Raw genomic sequence first — 16763 nt, forward strand, 5'->3', positions numbered from 1 at the left:
TCTCCAGCTGCCCGCCGTCAGTAACCCTCATCTCCACCGGCTGCTGTGGATCCGAGTGCGCCTCAACGGCGCGACGAAGTGTCTTCAAGGCCTCCCGCGCGAGTTCAGAATCATTTCCTTGCGGGTAGGCCGGGATTGGTGCATGGGTCGGCATTATCGTATCCTCTCCTCATCCCGCCTTCTGCGTGTATGCGTTCACGGTACCCTATAAACGAAACAAACAAAATAAGTGAAACAATCGAATCGGAAGGCGTTGTTGACTCATTGCATATCGGTTTCTGTCCAGCCAGAACGAAGGCAACCATCGAAGCGGCAACCAGGGATCCACAACGGCCGGGACCAGCGCGATTATGGGCAGCGGCAGAGACGCCCTTTGCCCGATCGCACGCTCAATATTGACACAGCGTAAGAGTGAGCCGCCGCTGAGGAACAGCGCCAGTGCGAGGAGAAGAACTGCGAGGATTTTCCGCAGCTCCTGGCTGAAGAAGGGCGGCTGACAATCCGCCACGGCCTTCGTTGTGCATGCTCGGGAGCAGTTAGCTTCGTGGCGTGGTGTTCCGGTCCTCCAAGTGACTTTCCCGAGGGAGGACCAGCGCGAGTAATCTGCGGGCCCGTTCCCGGCGGCCGCATCCGAGAATGACCGCGACCCAGCGCAAGGCGTTGAGGACGGCAGCGCCGGGAGTGTGTTGAGTAGCGGGTGCAGGCCTGATGCTCATGGTCGTGGAATTCCTAACAGCGGCGCTTAATTTGGGTCGATGTGGCAAAATCTGGTCCACAAAGTACGCATCCCGGGCTGGCCGGTCTCTTCGGACTGGCCAGCCCCCTCGCGTGGATCCTAGCTGGACGCCCGGAGTACTCGGACGTACGTTTCAACTCGCTCCAGCACGTTTGCATCGTGGGGACCCCATGCCGGATGCGGTGTGCCGGGACCGGCATAGGGTTCATCCCGGTAGTGACGCTGATACTCGGCGAGTCTTTGTTCCAGCTCAGCGCGAATATGGACGTAGCCGGGATCGTCAGCTACGTTGCGGACTTCGGTGGGATCATTTTGCAGGTCGTACAGTTCCCATTCAGCATCGAATACGCGGTCTGAGGCACCCGGGACATCAAGACCGGCGTTGTAATAATGGATGAGTTTGAAGTCGGCGGTGCGAATGCCGTAATGGCCAGGTGCAGCATGGATTGGATCATCGTGCTCCCAATACCTGTAGTACGCTGCGTCCGGCCAATCGTCGATCGCCTCTCCTCGCAGAAGAGGCCGGAAGCTACGGCCCTGCGATGTGGGAAGTGACTCATCCGCTTTGATCCCGGCAATGTCCAGGAACGTGGCCGCGAAATCAACGTTGGTAATGATTGCCTCGCAACGGCTGCCGGCACTGATTTCGGCAGGCCATTTCATCAACATCGGCATCTGTAGGGACTGGTCAAACATCAGCCGCTTATCGAACCAGCCGTGATCACCCAGGAAAAACCCCTGGTCCGAGGTGTAAACGACGAGGGTGTTTTCGGACAGTCCACGCTCATCGAGGTAGTCCAGAAGACGGCCGACGTTGTCGTCGATGGATTGGATGCACTGCAGGTAATCGCGCATGTAGATCTGGTACTTCCACCGCATGCGCGCTTCCCTGTTTTCGGGTCCGCGCAATTCTTCCGGGACCTCGGTTTTGAGGTCCTCTGCCCCCATGTCATCCGCGATGGTCATGTGAACGTTCCGGACAGCCTGGCTGCGGGTGGCGTAGTCATCGAAAAACGTTTCCGGCTCAGGAATTTGCCCATCTGCATACAGGTGCTTGTGCTTCTCGTCAGGAATCCAGGGGCGGTGCGGGGCCTTGTGATGGACAAGCATGCAGAACGGCTCCTCTCCCGTCAGCCCGTTCAACCAATCAAGGGAAAGATCGGTGACGATGTCCGTCGCATACCCGGGGACTGTAGTGGCACCGTTCTCATCAACCATCTCCGGATCGACGTAGTCACCCTGCCCTGGGAAGATCTTCCAATTATCAAAACCCCGCGGCAAGGCCCTGCCGTGCTCACCCAGGTGCCACTTTCCAAACAGCGCGGTTTTGTAACCCTGCCCGTGGAGCACATCAACAAACGTGGGCACCCGGTAGTCCATCTCCGTCCAAATCGACGAGACGCCGTTGATGTGGCTGTAGGTTCCCGTGAGGATGGAGGCACGCGAAGGGCTGCAAATGGAGTTCGTGCAGTACACGGCATCCAGGCGCATGCCTCCTTCGGCAATGCGGTCCAGGTGCGGGGTCGAGTTGACCCGGCTGCCGTACGCCGAGATCGCGTGCGCAGCGTGGTCATCAGACATGATGAAGATGATGTTCGTCTTCGACATCTCTCTTCCTTTCCATAGTTCTTGGGTACCTCGTGCACTCCCAAGTGCACTGCTGTCTAGTTTCAGGGAAGACGAATGCTTCCCTCGATGGGCAGGTCTGTCACGGACGTCCCGATGCGCAGGCTGTACTCGCCGCTTTCATAGCGCCAGCCTTTGTCCCAGTAAGCCAGCAGACGGGTGGGTACATCCACGGTCGCGGCGACGGTGTCGCCGGGTTCGGCCCATACAGGCACGGAGGCGACGAGCCAGCGGACTGGCCGTTCGACGTCGGAGTCCGGCTTTTCAGCGTAGACCTGTACCACCTGCTTACCGGCCCGTCCGCCGGTATTGGTCAGCGTGACGGTGATGGGTACGGCTTCGCCTGGGGTGACGGGCTTTGTGGGTCCATCGACGGTGTCCAGTTTCCACGTGGTGTAGCCCAAGCCGTAACCGAATTCGTAGGCGGGAGTGGCGCCGGTTTTGAGCCAGGCGCGGTAGCCGATGTGGATCCCTTCGTCGTAGCGGAGCTTCCCATCAGTGTCAGGGGTGGTGTTGAGAACCGGGACGCTGCCTTGGGTGGCGGGCCAGGTGGTGGGCAGTCGGCCGCCGGGTTCGGCAGTCCCGGTGAGGATATCGGCGAGCGCGTTGCCGAATTCCTGGCCGCCGAAATAACCGATCAGGATCCCGGCGACCTCGTGGCGCCAGGGCATGATGACCGGAGATCCGGCGTTGACGATCACCACCGTGCGCGGGTTCGCGGCGGCAACGGCGTGGACCAGCCGGTCCTGCAGCCCGGGCAGGTCCAGGGTGGTGCGGTCGTAACCTTCGGATTCGACCCGGGAGTTGGTACCGACGACGACGACGGCGACATCGGCTTCCCGTGCAGCCTTGGCTGCTTCAATGATCAGCATTTCAGGGTCCGTGTCGGCGGGTTCGGTCCCCAGGGTAACGCTGAGGGCGTTCTCGAGCGGTCCGGTCCGGCCGGAAATGTCGAGGTCCACCCGGACATCCAGGGGAACACCCGCTTCGACCGGAATTTCCGCGGTTGAGGACGGCGGGGCGAGGAAGGACTCGGCGATGTCCTTGCCATTCACGTGGATGTTTGCTTCGTGGACGAGGCCGTCATTGACGTAGATCCGAGTCTGGCCGACGGTGGCCGCACCCAGCCGGACGTTGCCGGATTCGTCCGGGGTGTAGGTGGTGTGCAGACGCACCGTGGAGGACTCCCTGACCGGGGCGTCGCCGCCGAACCAGACGAGGGCAGTCGAGCGGCGGTCCTCGGTGAACAGTTCAGCCCCAGCGGCGTCGAGGAAGGTCACCCGCAGACCGGGTTCTCCTGTGGCAGGGTTGGTCAACTGGCCCAGTGGCAGTTCGGCGACGCCTTCCTGCACAATGGCGCCGATGCTGTACGTGACTTTGTCAGTTCCGAATGCGGTCCGGATGCCCTCAAGCGGCGAGACGACCTTGTCCGGCAGGACCGTCGCTGACCCCCCACCCTGCGTCCTGGCGTGCCTGGCATTGTGCCCGATCACGGCGACGGTCCCCGTCACCGCCCGATCCAGCGGCAGCACGCCGTCGTTCTTCACCATCACAGTGCCGGCGGCAGCAGCTTCTCGAGTGAAGGCGACCAGGTCTTCCCGGTCCACCGGTTCCGCCTGGACGGCTTCGAACCCTTCCAAGGCGCCCACCCGGGCGGCGAGCTGCAGGATCCGCAGTACCTTCCGGTCAATGCTGGCTTCAGGGATCTCCCCAGCGCGTACCGCGGTCACAAGGGCGTCGCCCCAAGGCCCTTGCGGGCCGGGCATGACCAGATCCTGGGAAGCGCGGGCGGAGTCGACGCTGCGGACCGCGGTCCAGTCGCTGATCACTACCCCGTCGAAGCCCCATTCGCTGTTCAGCGGCGTTTCCAGCAGCTCGTTCTCGGTGGCGGTGGTGCCGTTGATGGAGTTGTAGGCGCTCATTACCAGCCACGCCCTGGACTCGACGATGGCCCTCTCAAACGCCAGCAAATACAGTTCGCGCAGCGGCCGCTCATCGACCTGCACGTCAACGGTGAACCGGTCGGTTTCGGAATCGTTGGCGACATAGTGCTTCGGTGTGGCGCCGACGCCGTTGCGCTGCACCCCGTTCACGTATGATGCGGCCAGTTCACCGGTGAGGACCGGATCCTCACTGAAGGCTTCGAAGTGCCGGCCGCCCAGCGGGGAACGGTGCAGGTTAATCGTCGGACCAAGAACGACATCAACTCCCTTCCGCCGGGCTTCCACAGCGGAGGCCGCGCCCAGGCGGTCGGCCATGGAAGGGTCCCAAGTCGAGCTGATCGCCGTCGCGGACGGGAAATTCACCGACGGCTGCCGCTCATCCCAAGCCTCACCACGAACACCCGTCGGGCCGTCCGAAACCAGGATCCGGCGCAGGCCGATCTTCTCCATCGGCCACGTCGTCCAAAAGTCGTGCCCGGTGAGCAACTGAACTTTTTCCTCGAGAGTCAGTTCTTGGACCAGTGCTTCCATGCGTTGGTCGATGGTGATGGTTTCCATGTTTCCTTCTTTCGCTGCAAGTTGTTGTTCGCCGCCTCAAAGGGGCAGGTTGTTGTCTTCGTGGAGGTGACCCTCTGGGGACTTCGGGGCGCGTCCAGCCACCCGGCCTTGCACACTGGCCTCTTGGCTGGCCGTGAAGCCGAGACGCCACGCTTTGAAGCGCACGGAACTGGTCCCCATGGAGGGAACCGGGGCTGTGTACAGGTTCCATATACGTCCGTCTTCCTCAGGACTGCCTGTCACCCGGTCCATGAGTTTCCGTTGCTCCTGGGGCCTCGGTGATGAGCTCGGATTTGGGGGTGAGGCTGTCCAACCGATGGACGCCCCCGGCGTCTCGCATGCAGCGCTGATTCCTTCGGCCGTGATTGAGAGGGTTGGTGTGGCTGTTACCGGAGCCTCGCCATTGGGCCGCCAATTTTCCATCAACTGGCGTTCCGGCATCATTCCCAGGTCCTGAACGCTGTCCTGCCATGTCTTGAGCGCTCCCCGTAATCTGGCAAGCGCCTTCATGTGTCCCGGGTCCTGGACGAGGTTGCGGGTTTCGTGAGGGTCTTGCTCCAGATCGTAAAGTTCCTCCCCTGGCTTGGACGCTGCTACGAGGCTGCGTTGAAGGTCGGTCAAGCGGCTGGGCAGCTCGCCGCACGCCAGTTGCCTGGCTTCTTCTCCCCTTAGTCGCCTGAGCTCCGACCAAGTAGCCGTGTGATCGGGATAGTCGATGTGGGGCATGGGCGATCGGTCTGGATGGAAGTTCCGGACGTAGCGGTACCGTTCGTCGCGGACGGTCCGGGAGGTGTCTTCCGATTCGTCCATGCGGTCCCGACCGCCGTAAACGTAGGCGTTTGGACGGTCAGTGAACGAGCCGCCCCGCCTCAGGAGCGGCTTACCATGCAAGTGCCCAGGAACTTGCAGGCCACTGGCTTCAAGCATTGTGGGAGCGAGGTCCATTGTGTGGACAAGGTCAGTCCTGACCGTGCCAGGTTGAATGACACCTGGCCACCGCAGGAGCAGGGGTACGCGCAGGCCTGCTTCAGTCGCCCAGCGCTTGGCGCGGGGCATGCCTCTGCCATGATCGCTCCAGAAGACCACGATCGTATCCTCGACCAGCCCGTCTTCCTCGAGCTGGTCGAGGATACCGCCGACCCAGTGGTCCATCTCGGTGATGAGGTCCGCGTATCGTGCCCAGGCCTTACGGAAGACGTCGGTATCCGGGTAGTAGGGCGGCAGTGGCGCAGTCGACGTGTCGTGCCGGACCTGTCGCGCAACGTTGAGGGTGGCGCGTTGGAAGGACTCGTCATCGAGATATATCTGGGACTCGTGGGTGGTCATTCCATGGAAGGCTGCGAAGAAGGGCGTATCCTCATCCGGCCGGTTGCGCCAATGTGCCGTGGGGCTGCATTCATCAAAAACGACCGGCGGGACGTCTACCTGGAAGTCAGTGAAGGAGTTGTTGGTGCAGTAGTAGCCCGCTGCCCGAAAATATTCCGGCAACAGCTTCACTTCAGCCGGGGGGATGGCCTTCGTGCGCATGTGCATGGTGCCGATGGCGTTGGGAAAGCAGCCTGTCATTATCGCTGATCGGGCGGGCGCACACACCGGCGCGGAGGCAAAGGCCATGTCGAATCGGGCCCCGTCTGCCGCCAGGCGGTCCAGATTGGGTGTGTGCGCGTAGTCGGCGCCGGGCCAGATGCCGGAGTAGCAGCCAAGGTCCGGGTTGATGTCATGCGTGGAAATCCACACCACGTTGGGAGTTTTCATTCCGTGACTGCCGCAGTGTGTTCAACCGGCTGCCCGGTTCCTAAGTGGAATTCTGTCGCCATCGGATCCCCTGTGCTGGTCATCCAACGGGACAGGCTGGTCCTCTTCCGGGTGAGGACGGGTTCAAGATCGGGCTGGTCGGCGAGATTGTTGAGGCAATCGGGGTCCGCGGTGAGGTCGTAGAGCTCTTCGCGGGCCCGGGTGAGATAGAAGTCGGTGCGCTGTCGGATGGCCTCGTTGTTTTCGGCTGCCTCAAGCATTGCGGGCCAGGACAACCCCCACATGTTCTCGGCGCGGTACTGGACGCTGCCGTCAGCCCATCCGTTCCAGATGTAGCCATACTGAAAGTCCTGGACGCAGCGCATTTCGAAACGCTGTTTGGCCGAGGTCTCGTGGAAGACAGTGAAGACCTGGTCGCGGTCCCGTTCTCTCCCGCCTTTCAGGAGCGGGGTCAGTGTGGCACCGTCGACTCCCCCGGGCACCGCCACACCGGCGGCGTCGCAGAAGGTGGGGAAAAGGTCCAGCATGTCGACGAAGGCGTCGGCGTTGCTGCTTCCCGGAGTGGTCACCCCAGGCCAACGGACGATAAGAGGAGTCAGGGTGCTGCGGAGGTAGCAGTTTGCTTTGGCGAATGGGAAGGCCATGCCGTTGTCCGACATAAAAATTACGAGGGTGTCATCCGCCTTTCCTGTTCGATCGAGTGCGGCGAGTACGGCTCCCACGACGTCATCGCAACGGCGCGAAGAGCTCAAGTATTCGGCGTATTCTTGACGCACTCCCGGTATGTCTGGAAGGAAACCGGGGACCTCCACTTCATCTCCGCTGAATACTTTTGATGGCTCGGGGTATTCGCTGCGCTCCTCTGCCGTCCAGAGTTCACGCTCCGCTGCGCTTCCGTGGAATGGGCGATGGGGATCGTGGGCGTTGGCCATGAGGAACCATGGGTGACCGTCACGGGAGGCTTCGGCGATGAATTCTTCGGCGCGGCTGCCGTAGGCTTCGGGGTTCCGCCCGAGGCCCAGTTGGCGCATGTCAGCCGCCATGTCCCAGCCGAAGCGCTCGACTGGCTGGATGTGACTTACCTTGCCGAGAATTCCCACCTTGTATCCGGCCTGCTTCAGATGGTCGTTGATAACGCCGATGCCGTCGTTGATGGGTTCGAAGCCTTCTGCGCCGTTTCGGTGCGGCCACAGCCCCGTCATGAGGGCGGAGCGGCTTGGCTGGCACACGGCCGCGGGGACGTGGGCGCGCCCGAACACCATTCCCTCTCCGGCAAGCCGGTCGAGGTTGGGGGTGGCGTCGTACGGGCCTCCGAATGCGCCGGGTGTGTTGCCGTCCATGTCGTCGGCCGTGATGAGGAGGATGTTTGTCTTGCCGTCCACGCCGACGTCGACTCTTTCGTCCATTGTTCGTGTTCCTATGAGTCCGTGTTCCTATGCGTTCTGGGCGGCGAGCAACTGGCGGCGTTCTTCGCGGCGTCGCGCCTGAGCCTTCGGGTTTGCCACTGGGGCGGCGAAAAACAGGCGTTGAGTGTACGGGTGCTGGGGACGGCTGGTGACCTGGTCCCCATCGCCGAATTCGACGATTTCTCCCCGGTACATCACCGCAACGCGGTGGCTGATATGCCGCACGACTTCAAGGTCATGGGAGACGAAGAGGTAGGCCACCTGGGTTTGCTCCTGGATGTCTTGGAACAATTCCAGGACCCGGGCCTGGGTCGAGAGGTCCAGGGCGGACACCGGCTCGTCACAGACGATCAGCGCGGGTTTGAGTGCCAGGGCTCGGGCGATGGCGATGCGTTGCCGCTGCCCGCCGGAGAACTCCCGGGGTAGACGGTTCCCGGCGTCGCCTGGCAGGCGGACCATGTCGAAGAGGTCCTTGATCCGCTTGGACGATTCGGCCTTGGGGACCTTACGGACGTTGAGCGGCTCGGACAGGATCTGTTCGACCGTCAGGGAGGGGTTAAGGGAAGTGTAGGGGTCCTGGAAGACGACCTGTATGTCGCTTGCCAGCCGACGGCGGTCGGCGCGGTTGGCGTGGGAGATGTCCTCCCCACGGAACAGCACCTTTCCTCCTGTCACAGGAGCCAATCCAAGGACTGCCCTGCCCAGCGTCGTTTTGCCGGAACCGGATTCACCGACCAGGCCCACGCACTCGCCCTTCTGAACGTCGACGGAGACGCTGTCAAGCGCCCTGAAAGGCTTGCCGCGGAAGCCGCGGCCGGGATATTCGACGATGACCTTTTGGATGTCCAACAGTGACTCGTTCATCGAACTGCTCCCTTCGGGCTGGTGGTGCTTTCGGCAGCAACGAGTGGACCGCGTGGTTCGGCTTCGCTGAGGATGGCTCCGAGGAGCTCTTTGGTGTACGGATGGCGTGGGGCGTCGAAGATTGGCTCGGTTGGGCCGGTTTCGACGATCCGTCCGAGGCGCATGACGGAAACCCTGTCGCAAAGGTCGGCGACGACACCGAAATTGTGGGTGACGAGGACTACCGCCATGTGAAACTCGGACTGCAGGTCCCGAAGGAGATCCAAGACCTCTGCCTGGACGGTGACGTCCAAGGCGGTGGTTGGTTCGTCGGCGATCAGAAGATCGGGGTTGCAGGAGATGGCGCCGGCAATCAGGACACGTTGGGCCATACCGCCGGAGACTTGATGGGGATAGGAGTCAAACGTCCGTTCAGGGTTGGGGATACCCACCCTTGCCAGCAGGCTCAATGCACGCTCCTTGGCCTCATCAGCTGATATATGTAGTTGGATGCGCATCGGCTCAACGAGTTGGCTGCCGATCGTGAAGGACGGGTCCAGGTTGGACATAGGTTCCTGTGGAATGTAAGCGATATTCCGCCCACGCATTTTTTCCATGTCCCGCCCCGACAGCTGTGCCAGGTCCTTCCCCTTGAAAAGGATCGAGCCGCCGACGATCTTGCCGCCTTCGGGCAGCAGCCGCAGGATGGACCAAGCAGTCTGGGTCTTGCCCGAACCCGATTCCCCGACCAGTCCGTGGACTTCACCCCTTCGGACCGTGAGTGAAACGTCGTAAACGACCTTTTTCGTGCCTCCGTCCGGGCTCGGGTAGCCAACGGAGAGATTCGAAACTTCGAGGACGATGTCTCCTTCGGGAGCCGCCGGCTCCGCGTGCCGAATGATGTCTTCCGTATCCTTAACGTCGGTCGCGATGGCTTCGGTCGCTTTCTTGCGGCCCTGCTTACGGGGTGCGTTGGCGCGTTCAAGTTCGTCCCTGAGGCTGTTGGCGAGCAGGGTCAGGGAGATCAGCGTCAGGCCGATGGCCAGTGCCGGCCAGAGGATGAGCATGGGAGAGGTGTAGAGGTTAGTGAAGCCATCGCTGAGCATTGAACCCCAGGTGGGGACGTTGATGTCGCCCAGTCCGAGGAATTCCAGTCCGGACTGAACAGCCAGGGCTATACCTCCGACGATGGCTGCCTGGATCACGATAGGGGCGCGGACGACGGACAGGATGTGGATGGCGATGATGCGGGTGTCGCTAAGCCCCGAGACGCGGGCTGCATCGACATAAAGCTCATTGCGGACTGCAGTGACGGAGGCGTAGACGAGCCTGAAGAACGCCGGCGACAGCATGACGCCGAAAATCAGCATCGACAGCCACAGCGATGGTCCCACCACGGCCCGTGCGGCCAGGAGCACGATGATGGTCGGCAGCGCCATCATGAGCGAGATCACCCAGGTCCAGAGAGTGTCGATCCACTTTCCGAAGTAGCCGGCCAGAAGGCCACCGGTCACGCCGATGAGCATCGCGGTCAGCAGGGCGACCAGTGCGCCGGCCAGACTGAACTGAGCACCATAAATCAGCCGGGACAGTACGTCGCGGCCTGCACCATCGGCGCCCAGTGGGTTCTCGCCTCCTGGAAGGCCCAGCACGTTTTGGATCACGGCGTTGTTCGGATCGTGTGGAGCGAGGAACTGGGCAAATACCGCGGTAAGGATGGCAACAGCGAGGAACGCCATCGAGGCTACGGCGAGGGGGTTGCGAAGAACCCGGCGGAACAGGGGGACCGTTGTGGAACTGGGTGGTACGACGACGATCTCGGGATCGGTGGTATTTGCCGGAGTTGTCATGACAGACGCACTTTCGGGTTGAGCCAGCCCTGGGCCAGATCGACCAGGAGGTTGAAGACGATGACAATGACACCGGTGGCGACGAGCAGGCCCATCACCAGCGGAATATCGCCCTGAGTTGTAGCCTGCACGGCTACTTGTCCCAAGCCGGGAATCGCGAAGACCTGCTCCACGATGACCGCGCCGCCGAGGAGTCCGACGAAAATGACGGCGAGGACTGCCAATGCCGGACCCGCGGCATTACGCAGGACGTGCTTGAGGACGACCCTGCGCTCAGGGATGCCCCGGCTGCGCAGTGTGCGGACGTAATCGTTACGGAGCGCATCGATGACGGCGCCACGTATCTGCTGGGTAACGTTGGCGATGCCGCCCAGCGCCAAGGCAATCACCGGCAGGGTCACGGTCTTCAGCCATCCCGAAGGTGATTCGGTGAAGGGGACATACCCTGTCGGGTCGAACCAGCCCAGGGTGAGCGCAAAGAACAGAACCAGGCCGACGGCGAAGAGGAACCCGGGGATTGCATGGCCCAGGACGGCGAGCAGCTGGGCCAGCTTATCGATCCAGCCCCGCTTTGTCGCCGCAAGCACACCCAGCACCACCGAGACGACGGCGACGATAAGCACGGTACCGATGACAAGAGACAAGGTGACGGACAGGCGGGAAATGATCGCGGCGGAGACCGTCTGGCCGGTGAACCACGAATAGCCGAAGTCGCCGGAAAGTGCGTGGACAACCCAGTCGCCGTATTGGATAAGGACGGGACGGTCCAGACCCAGTTCGTGTGCTTTTTGGGCGACAGTTTGAGCGTCCGCCGATTCGCCGAGGATTTTCCTGGTGATGTCACCGCCGCCCATGTACAGCAGCGTGAACCCGACGGTAGTAATGGCAGCAAGCATTACGATGCCGGTGAGGAGCCTTCTCACGATGAATGAAATCATGATGGTGATCTTTCAGTGGGTAGGGCTGTCGGGGGCCCTTTCGGTGGACCCCCGACAGTGGTCCTAGGCCTTGGGGGTGATGTTCCAGAGGTTCGGCCAGGCGTTGCCTTGGTTGAGCTCAACCTTGGTCTTGGCGTTGGTGACGAAGAAGTTCGTGGGTGTGTACCACGGGGCGAACCAGGCCTGGTCAACGACGTACTTGTTGAGCTCCTTCAGGGCCGCGTCCCGATCAGGACCTTCGGCGGTGCGGATCTTGGATGCCAGTGCATCCACGGTTGGATCCTGGTATTTGAAGGTGTTCCAGGTTGCTGTCGGGGCCAGAAGGTTGCTGATCAACTGCCATTCGTTCGCGTCGCGCTGGAGGGTGAAGAACGACACGCCGTATTTCTTGGCCTGGAGGTCGGCGATGATGTTTTGTCCGACGTCGGTGTAGGAGACCTTAATGCCCACGTCGCCAAGCTGCTGCTGCAGCAACGGCCACACTTGCTTCGGGAATCCCGGTGAGGTGGGGATCGCCAGCTCGAAACCATTGGGGTAGCCTGCCTTGGCGAGCAGGTCTTTGGCCTTTGCAGGATCGAACTTGTAGGTGTCGTTCAGTTGCTGGTCATAAGCCGGGGAGTCTTCACGGAAGACCTGGCCGGTCACTTTGCCGAAGCCGAGGCCAACGGCCTTGAGGAAGGCGTCACGGTCAACTGCGTAGTTGATGGCCTGCCGTACTTCGACCTTGCCCAGCGCTGGGTTGCTTTGTCCGGCGCGGTCAAAAAGCATCAGGCCGGCGAAATTCAGGTCACTGCCGTTATCGGTGAAGCCGGCGGCTTTGACCTGGGGGATGATGCTGACGTCGTTGATGGCTGAGGCATCAAGCTGCTTGCCCCGCAGTGCGTTCAACAGTGAGGTCGCGTCGTTGTAAACATTGATTGTCAGGGTGTCGTACTTGACTGCATCAGCGTTCCAGTACTTGGGATTCTTGTCGAACTTGTAAGACGTCCCCACAACAGTGGAGCCGGTGTTAAGGATGTAGGGCCCGGAACCAATCGGGTTGGTCTGGACATCCGGCTTGTCAAAAGCAGCAGGGCTTTCCTGCATGCCCGCGGCCTGGGCCAAGTAGATCACGAACGCAGGATTTGCCTGCTTGAGCTGGATTTCCAGAGTGTTCTTGTCTTTGGCGGTGGCACCCGCCAAGTCCACGATCTTGCTCTTTTGAGGGGACGTTCCATCGCGGAACCGAAGAAGGTTCTGGGCCGCCACCTCGGCCGTGAAGGGAGTTCCGTCGGTGAAGGTGACATCATCACGCAGCTTCATCGTGAGGACGGTCTTGTCTTCGTTGTACTTCCAGTCTGTGGCGAGGTTCGCTTCGACGTCCTTGCCGTTGGGTGAGGGCTTGAGGAGGCTGTCGTACACGGCCTGGAAATAGACCGACTGGTTACCCCAGTTGAGGTTCCTTGCCTCAAAGGTGGCCGGCGGGATGATGTTGCCGACAACAAGGCTGGCCGCTGATTTCGACCCGTCGCTCGTCCCGCCGCCACCGCTGCATCCAGCCAGCACAAGCCCGGCGGCGATCGTGGCTGCTACGGCGGCCTTCTTAAAACGCATCGTTACGTCCTTTCAGCTGTGGAGGCACCCAGCCGTTTTATGCCGCAGTACCTGCCGCTCAGCATTGAGCAGTAATTCGAGAATGACAGATTGTGAGTCACGACACAAGACCTGAGCTATTTAACTTGTGAAATAGCTTTCTTGCCCAAACATGCGGCAGGGACTGTTCCAGCATTTCCACTAGTGCTATAACTAAGAACATCAAAGGATGCCGGGCCGAAACATGACCACCCCCGGACTTCAGCAACCAGGAGACAAGGAACTGATCGATGAAGATCATCTACGTGGACGTGGACTCGCTCCGCCCCGATCACACCGGAACCTATGGCTACGCGAGGAACATCACGCCCAATTTGGATGAGATGGCCCAAAGCAGTGTGGTCTTCGACCGGTACTACTGCTCCGACTCCCCATGCCTTCCCTCCAGGACCGCACTCACCAGCGGCCAGCATGGGATCACCAACGGGGTAATTGGACACTTTGGCGACGATGCCCGGTTCCGCCTCGACGCCGGCCACGCCCCGCAGCCTCACCGTCCGCTTCTGGGCCAGGCACTGAACATGGCTGGTTACACCTGTGCCGCGGTCTCATCGTTCGCTGAACGTCACCGCGCCTACTACTTCATGGGCAACTTCCGGGAAAACATCCAAGTCACCCCTGACATGGGCGACGAACCGGCAGACATGATCACGGACACTGCCCTGGAATGGATCGGGAAGCATAGAGACGTGGAAAACTGGTACCTCCACCTCACCTACTGGGACCCGCATACTGACTACCTCCAGGACGAGTCGTGGACGCAGAGAGCTGCGGCTTCGGGCCCTGCTCCCGCTTGGCCGGACCAGGAGGCCATCGATGGCCACGCCGAGGTATATGGTGCGCGCAGCGCTCTTGATCTCCACTATTCAGGAGGACCACGGAAGTCACGCGTGCCCCACAATATGCCGGACGAGATCCGTACCCGGGCGGATTTCGAACATCTCATCAACGGCTACGACGGGGCGATTCATTTCTGGGATTCGGAGTTCGGCCGGCTTCGCCGCTCGATCGAGGAAATGGGACTGGCCGACGACGTCGCCATTGTCGTCTCCTCGGACCACGGCGAATCATTCGGCGAACTCGGCCTCTACGCCGAGCATGGCCTTGCGTCCGAACCTGTGCATCGCCTCCCCATGATCATTCACTGGCCCGGGATCACCGACCAGCATGGAGTAGCTGGGACCCGCAACGACGCGTTGCTGTACAACATTGATTACGCGCCGACCATCCTGGACCTACTGGGACTGCAGCAGCCGGAAAAGTGGCAAGGCGTGTCTTATGCGCCGGCGGTCCGCGGAGAGAGCATCGATTCACGCCCTTATCTTGTCTGGGGACACGGGGCGCACACGTACCAGCGGGCCGTCCGGACCCGCGACCACCTATATATCCGCACCTACCATCCAGGCTGCTTTCGGGCCGAACTAGAGTCCCTGTTCAACGTCACGGAGGACCCCTACCTTACGAAGAACCTGATCGACGCCGATCAGGGCCTCGCCACGCAAATGCGGTCCAACCTCATGGAATGGCTCGGCTTCTACGCCGGAACTCCAGGAGCACTTCCTGACCCGATGCAGGGGGCACTTCAGGTAGGCCCCACCCTCTACAATCAACCAAAGGACTATATGCAGCATCTCCGCAACACCGGTCGGGGCCACCTCGCCAAGCATCTCGAGGAACGCTTGACTCCGGGGAACTCGGCGACACACGTCTCCTGGCACGCCCAGGTGCCCATAAGCGAGGAAGATCGAGAGGCAATGCGGAAGCGGTTTGCTGCAACAATCATGGCCCAGGAGTAAAAGTGGAAACTGTACCTCTCGAAAACGTAACGCCGTCGAAGCGTTCCCGTGTCGAAAATGGCACTTCCCTTGGACGCCTTGAAGTGATCCTTCTGAGCTTGCTAAGCACCAGCGCCCGGACTGGATACGACGTTCGCAAATGGCTTGACCGCCACGGCCCCTATGTTGGCTACAGCGCACAGACCTCGCAGATCTACCGCCAACTCGGCAAGCTCGTGGACCGTGAATGGGCCATCCCGGTCCCTGACCCTCGAGACTCCGGACCCGATGCCAAGCTATACGAGATAACCGACCAAGGACGACGGAAACTGCAGGAATGGATTGACTCCCCCTACGAGCCCCCCGTTCGGCCCCTGGACCCGGATTTCCAGGTACGGCTTAGGTTCGCGGGAACACACAGCCCCGAGAAAGCCCTGGAATTGGTTCGCACCGAGCTCCACTTCCGCCGCGAACACCGGCAAAACCACCTCATTGTCATGGCCCTTGCAGAAGAAGACTTCGGCCCCGACGAAGATGAAGAGGAACGCTATTGGCGCGAGGAACTCATCAGGCTGCAAAGCGAAAGAGGCCTCTACATGGTCAACAGTCTGATGGCGTGGCTCGAAGCGACGGAAGTGCGTCTGGAGGCCCTGATCCGTCAACGAGACCTGAAGACGAAAAAGTGATACCTCTGACCTCAAGCGATTCAAATGCGGGTCATGGCAAGAGCTGTTGCGCCCCAATGCGCGATTCACTTCCCGCGCAGCTCCTCCCCCACCCTGACTCACCGCGGCCACGCACCGGGAAACCCGCGCATGAGGGAATCCCCCTCCACGGCGGAACCTACAGCATGGGGGATGCCTTCGACGAAGGGTATCCACGCGATGGGGAATCACCCACGCACAACGTCCGGGTGGACCCATTCACCATCGACGCCACCACGGTCACCAACCAGATGTTCGCCGCGTTTACCGCCGACTCCGGCTATCGTTCAGAAGCCGAAGTCTTTGGCTCGTCCGCTGTCTTCCACCTACTCTCCACCGCTAAACCGGACGACATCCTCGGCGTCGCGACAGGAGCACACTGGTGGCTGAATATCCGAGGGGCTGATTGGGCGCACCCCACTGGCCCAGATTCACACTGGGAGGATATCCCTGACCATCCTGTTGTCCACGTATCCCACAATGACGCCCTTGCCTACTGTGATTGGGCCGGGCGCCGACTGCCCACGGAGGCGGAATGGGAGTACGCAGCACGCGGGGGTCTGGACGGCAAGCGGTATGCCTGGGGCAACGAGCTAACACCCGACGGCGAGCACCGCTGCAACATCTGGCAAGGCGCGTTCCCCCACGAGAACACAACCGAAGACGGTCATCTGGGAACGGCGCCAGTGAAGTCTTTTCCAGCCAACGGCTACGGACTCTACGAGGTGGCAGGAAATGTCTGGGAATGGTGCTCCGACTGGTTCCTGCCCAAGTACTACCGGAACTCGCCGGTCGATAACCCACAAGGTCCCACCATCGGGACCGGGCGAGTGATGCGCGGAGGTTCCTACCTCTGTCACGATTCTTACTGCAACCGATACCGGGTTGCAGCCCGTACATCGAACACCGCTGAATCCTCCAGCGGCAACTGCGGATTCCGTACCGTGGCGCTCTAGTGGCGATCACGGCATCGACGGCCAGCTCGCCTATTCGCGAA

The 16763-nt window shown here is 61.2% G+C and carries 12 protein-coding genes; 3 read left to right on the forward strand and 9 right to left on the reverse strand.

Annotated features, from left to right (window positions below):
- Positions 1-536: 536 nt before the first annotated feature.
- The 9 genes from AB4Z15_RS21990 to AB4Z15_RS22030 all read right to left on the reverse strand — a co-directional run bounded on the left by AB4Z15_RS21990 (position 537) and on the right by AB4Z15_RS22030 (position 13248).
- A complete protein-coding gene (locus tag AB4Z15_RS21990) occupies positions 537-716 on the reverse strand; it encodes a hypothetical protein (protein ID WP_442018952.1) in 180 nt (59 codons plus the stop codon).
- 119 nt (positions 717-835) lie between these two features.
- Positions 836-2344 (reverse strand): sulfatase family protein, encoded by a 1509-nt coding sequence (locus AB4Z15_RS21995; RefSeq protein WP_442018953.1) that lies wholly within the window; start codon positions 2342-2344, stop codon positions 836-838.
- Between the two features lie 62 nt (positions 2345-2406).
- On the reverse strand, positions 2407-4863 hold the full coding sequence (locus AB4Z15_RS22000; protein WP_442018954.1) for a beta-glucosidase: 2457 nt from the start codon (positions 4861-4863) through the stop codon (positions 2407-2409).
- Positions 4864-4899: 36 nt separating this feature from the next.
- Positions 4900-6618 carry a sulfatase family protein gene (locus AB4Z15_RS22005; RefSeq protein ID WP_442018955.1) on the reverse strand — a complete coding sequence of 573 codons (1719 nt, stop codon included), beginning with the start codon at positions 6616-6618 and terminating at the stop codon, positions 4900-4902.
- Complete coding sequence (locus tag AB4Z15_RS22010) at positions 6615-8024, reverse strand: sulfatase family protein (protein ID WP_442018956.1); 1410 nt, start codon at positions 8022-8024, stop codon at positions 6615-6617. The genes AB4Z15_RS22005 and AB4Z15_RS22010 overlap by 4 nt, the downstream gene beginning before the upstream one ends.
- Positions 8025-8051: 27 nt before the next feature.
- Positions 8052-8888: an ATP-binding cassette domain-containing protein gene (locus tag AB4Z15_RS22015; RefSeq protein ID WP_442018957.1), complete on the reverse strand. Its 837-nt coding sequence runs from the start codon at positions 8886-8888 to the stop codon at positions 8052-8054.
- Complete coding sequence (locus AB4Z15_RS22020; protein WP_442018958.1) at positions 8885-10717, reverse strand: dipeptide/oligopeptide/nickel ABC transporter permease/ATP-binding protein; 1833 nt, start codon at positions 10715-10717, stop codon at positions 8885-8887. Before AB4Z15_RS22020 ends, AB4Z15_RS22015 begins: the two co-directional genes overlap by 4 nt.
- Entirely contained in the window at positions 10714-11655 is a 942-nt protein-coding gene (locus AB4Z15_RS22025; protein ID WP_442018959.1) for an ABC transporter permease, read from the reverse strand. Before AB4Z15_RS22025 ends, AB4Z15_RS22020 begins: the two co-directional genes overlap by 4 nt.
- A gap of 63 nt (positions 11656-11718) precedes the next feature.
- Positions 11719-13248 carry an ABC transporter substrate-binding protein gene (locus AB4Z15_RS22030; protein ID WP_442018960.1) on the reverse strand — a complete coding sequence of 510 codons (1530 nt, stop codon included), beginning with the start codon at positions 13246-13248 and terminating at the stop codon, positions 11719-11721.
- A 269-nt stretch (positions 13249-13517) separates the two neighbouring features.
- On the opposite strand from AB4Z15_RS22030, the gene AB4Z15_RS22035 reads away from it, so the two are divergent.
- Genes AB4Z15_RS22035 through AB4Z15_RS22045 form a run of 3 tightly spaced genes read left to right on the forward strand, consistent with a single transcriptional unit; the run spans position 13518 to position 16722 of the window.
- On the forward strand, positions 13518-15083 hold the full coding sequence (locus AB4Z15_RS22035; protein WP_442018961.1) for a sulfatase family protein: 1566 nt from the start codon (positions 13518-13520) through the stop codon (positions 15081-15083).
- A 2-nt stretch (positions 15084-15085) separates the two neighbouring features.
- Complete coding sequence (locus AB4Z15_RS22040) at positions 15086-15748, forward strand: helix-turn-helix transcriptional regulator (RefSeq protein ID WP_442018962.1); 663 nt, start codon at positions 15086-15088, stop codon at positions 15746-15748.
- Between the two features lie 56 nt (positions 15749-15804).
- Positions 15805-16722, forward strand: a complete 918-nt coding sequence (locus AB4Z15_RS22045; RefSeq protein WP_442018963.1) for a formylglycine-generating enzyme family protein — start codon at positions 15805-15807, stop codon at positions 16720-16722.
- The last annotated feature ends 41 nt before the right edge of the window (positions 16723-16763 follow it).

The organism is Paenarthrobacter sp. 2TAF44 (assembly GCF_052114885.1).
Classification (GTDB): Bacteria; Actinomycetota; Actinomycetes; order Actinomycetales; family Micrococcaceae; genus Arthrobacter.

Excerpts from the sequence above, each read along its gene's own strand:
- AB4Z15_RS22000 (WP_442018954.1), bottom strand. The coding sequence starts at position 4,863 with ATGGAAACCATCACCATCGACCAACGCATGGAAGCACTGGTCCAAGAA.
- AB4Z15_RS21995 (WP_442018953.1), bottom strand. The coding sequence starts at position 2,344 with ATGTCGAAGACGAACATCATCTTCATCATGTCTGATGACCACGCTGCG.
- AB4Z15_RS22030 (WP_442018960.1), bottom strand. The coding sequence starts at position 13,248 with ATGCGTTTTAAGAAGGCCGCCGTAGCAGCCACGATCGCCGCCGGGCTT.
- AB4Z15_RS21990 (WP_442018952.1), bottom strand. The coding sequence starts at position 716 with ATGAGCATCAGGCCTGCACCCGCTACTCAACACACTCCCGGCGCTGCC.
- AB4Z15_RS22005 (WP_442018955.1), bottom strand. The coding sequence starts at position 6,618 with ATGAAAACTCCCAACGTGGTGTGGATTTCCACGCATGACATCAACCCG.
- AB4Z15_RS22020 (WP_442018958.1), bottom strand. The coding sequence starts at position 10,717 with ATGACAACTCCGGCAAATACCACCGATCCCGAGATCGTCGTCGTACCA.
- AB4Z15_RS22045 (WP_442018963.1), top strand. The coding sequence starts at position 15,805 with ATGCGCGATTCACTTCCCGCGCAGCTCCTCCCCCACCCTGACTCACCG.
- AB4Z15_RS22025 (WP_442018959.1), bottom strand. The coding sequence starts at position 11,655 with ATGATTTCATTCATCGTGAGAAGGCTCCTCACCGGCATCGTAATGCTT.
- AB4Z15_RS22015 (WP_442018957.1), bottom strand. The coding sequence starts at position 8,888 with ATGAACGAGTCACTGTTGGACATCCAAAAGGTCATCGTCGAATATCCC.
- AB4Z15_RS22010 (WP_442018956.1), bottom strand. The coding sequence starts at position 8,024 with ATGGACGAAAGAGTCGACGTCGGCGTGGACGGCAAGACAAACATCCTC.
- AB4Z15_RS22035 (WP_442018961.1), top strand. The coding sequence starts at position 13,518 with ATGAAGATCATCTACGTGGACGTGGACTCGCTCCGCCCCGATCACACC.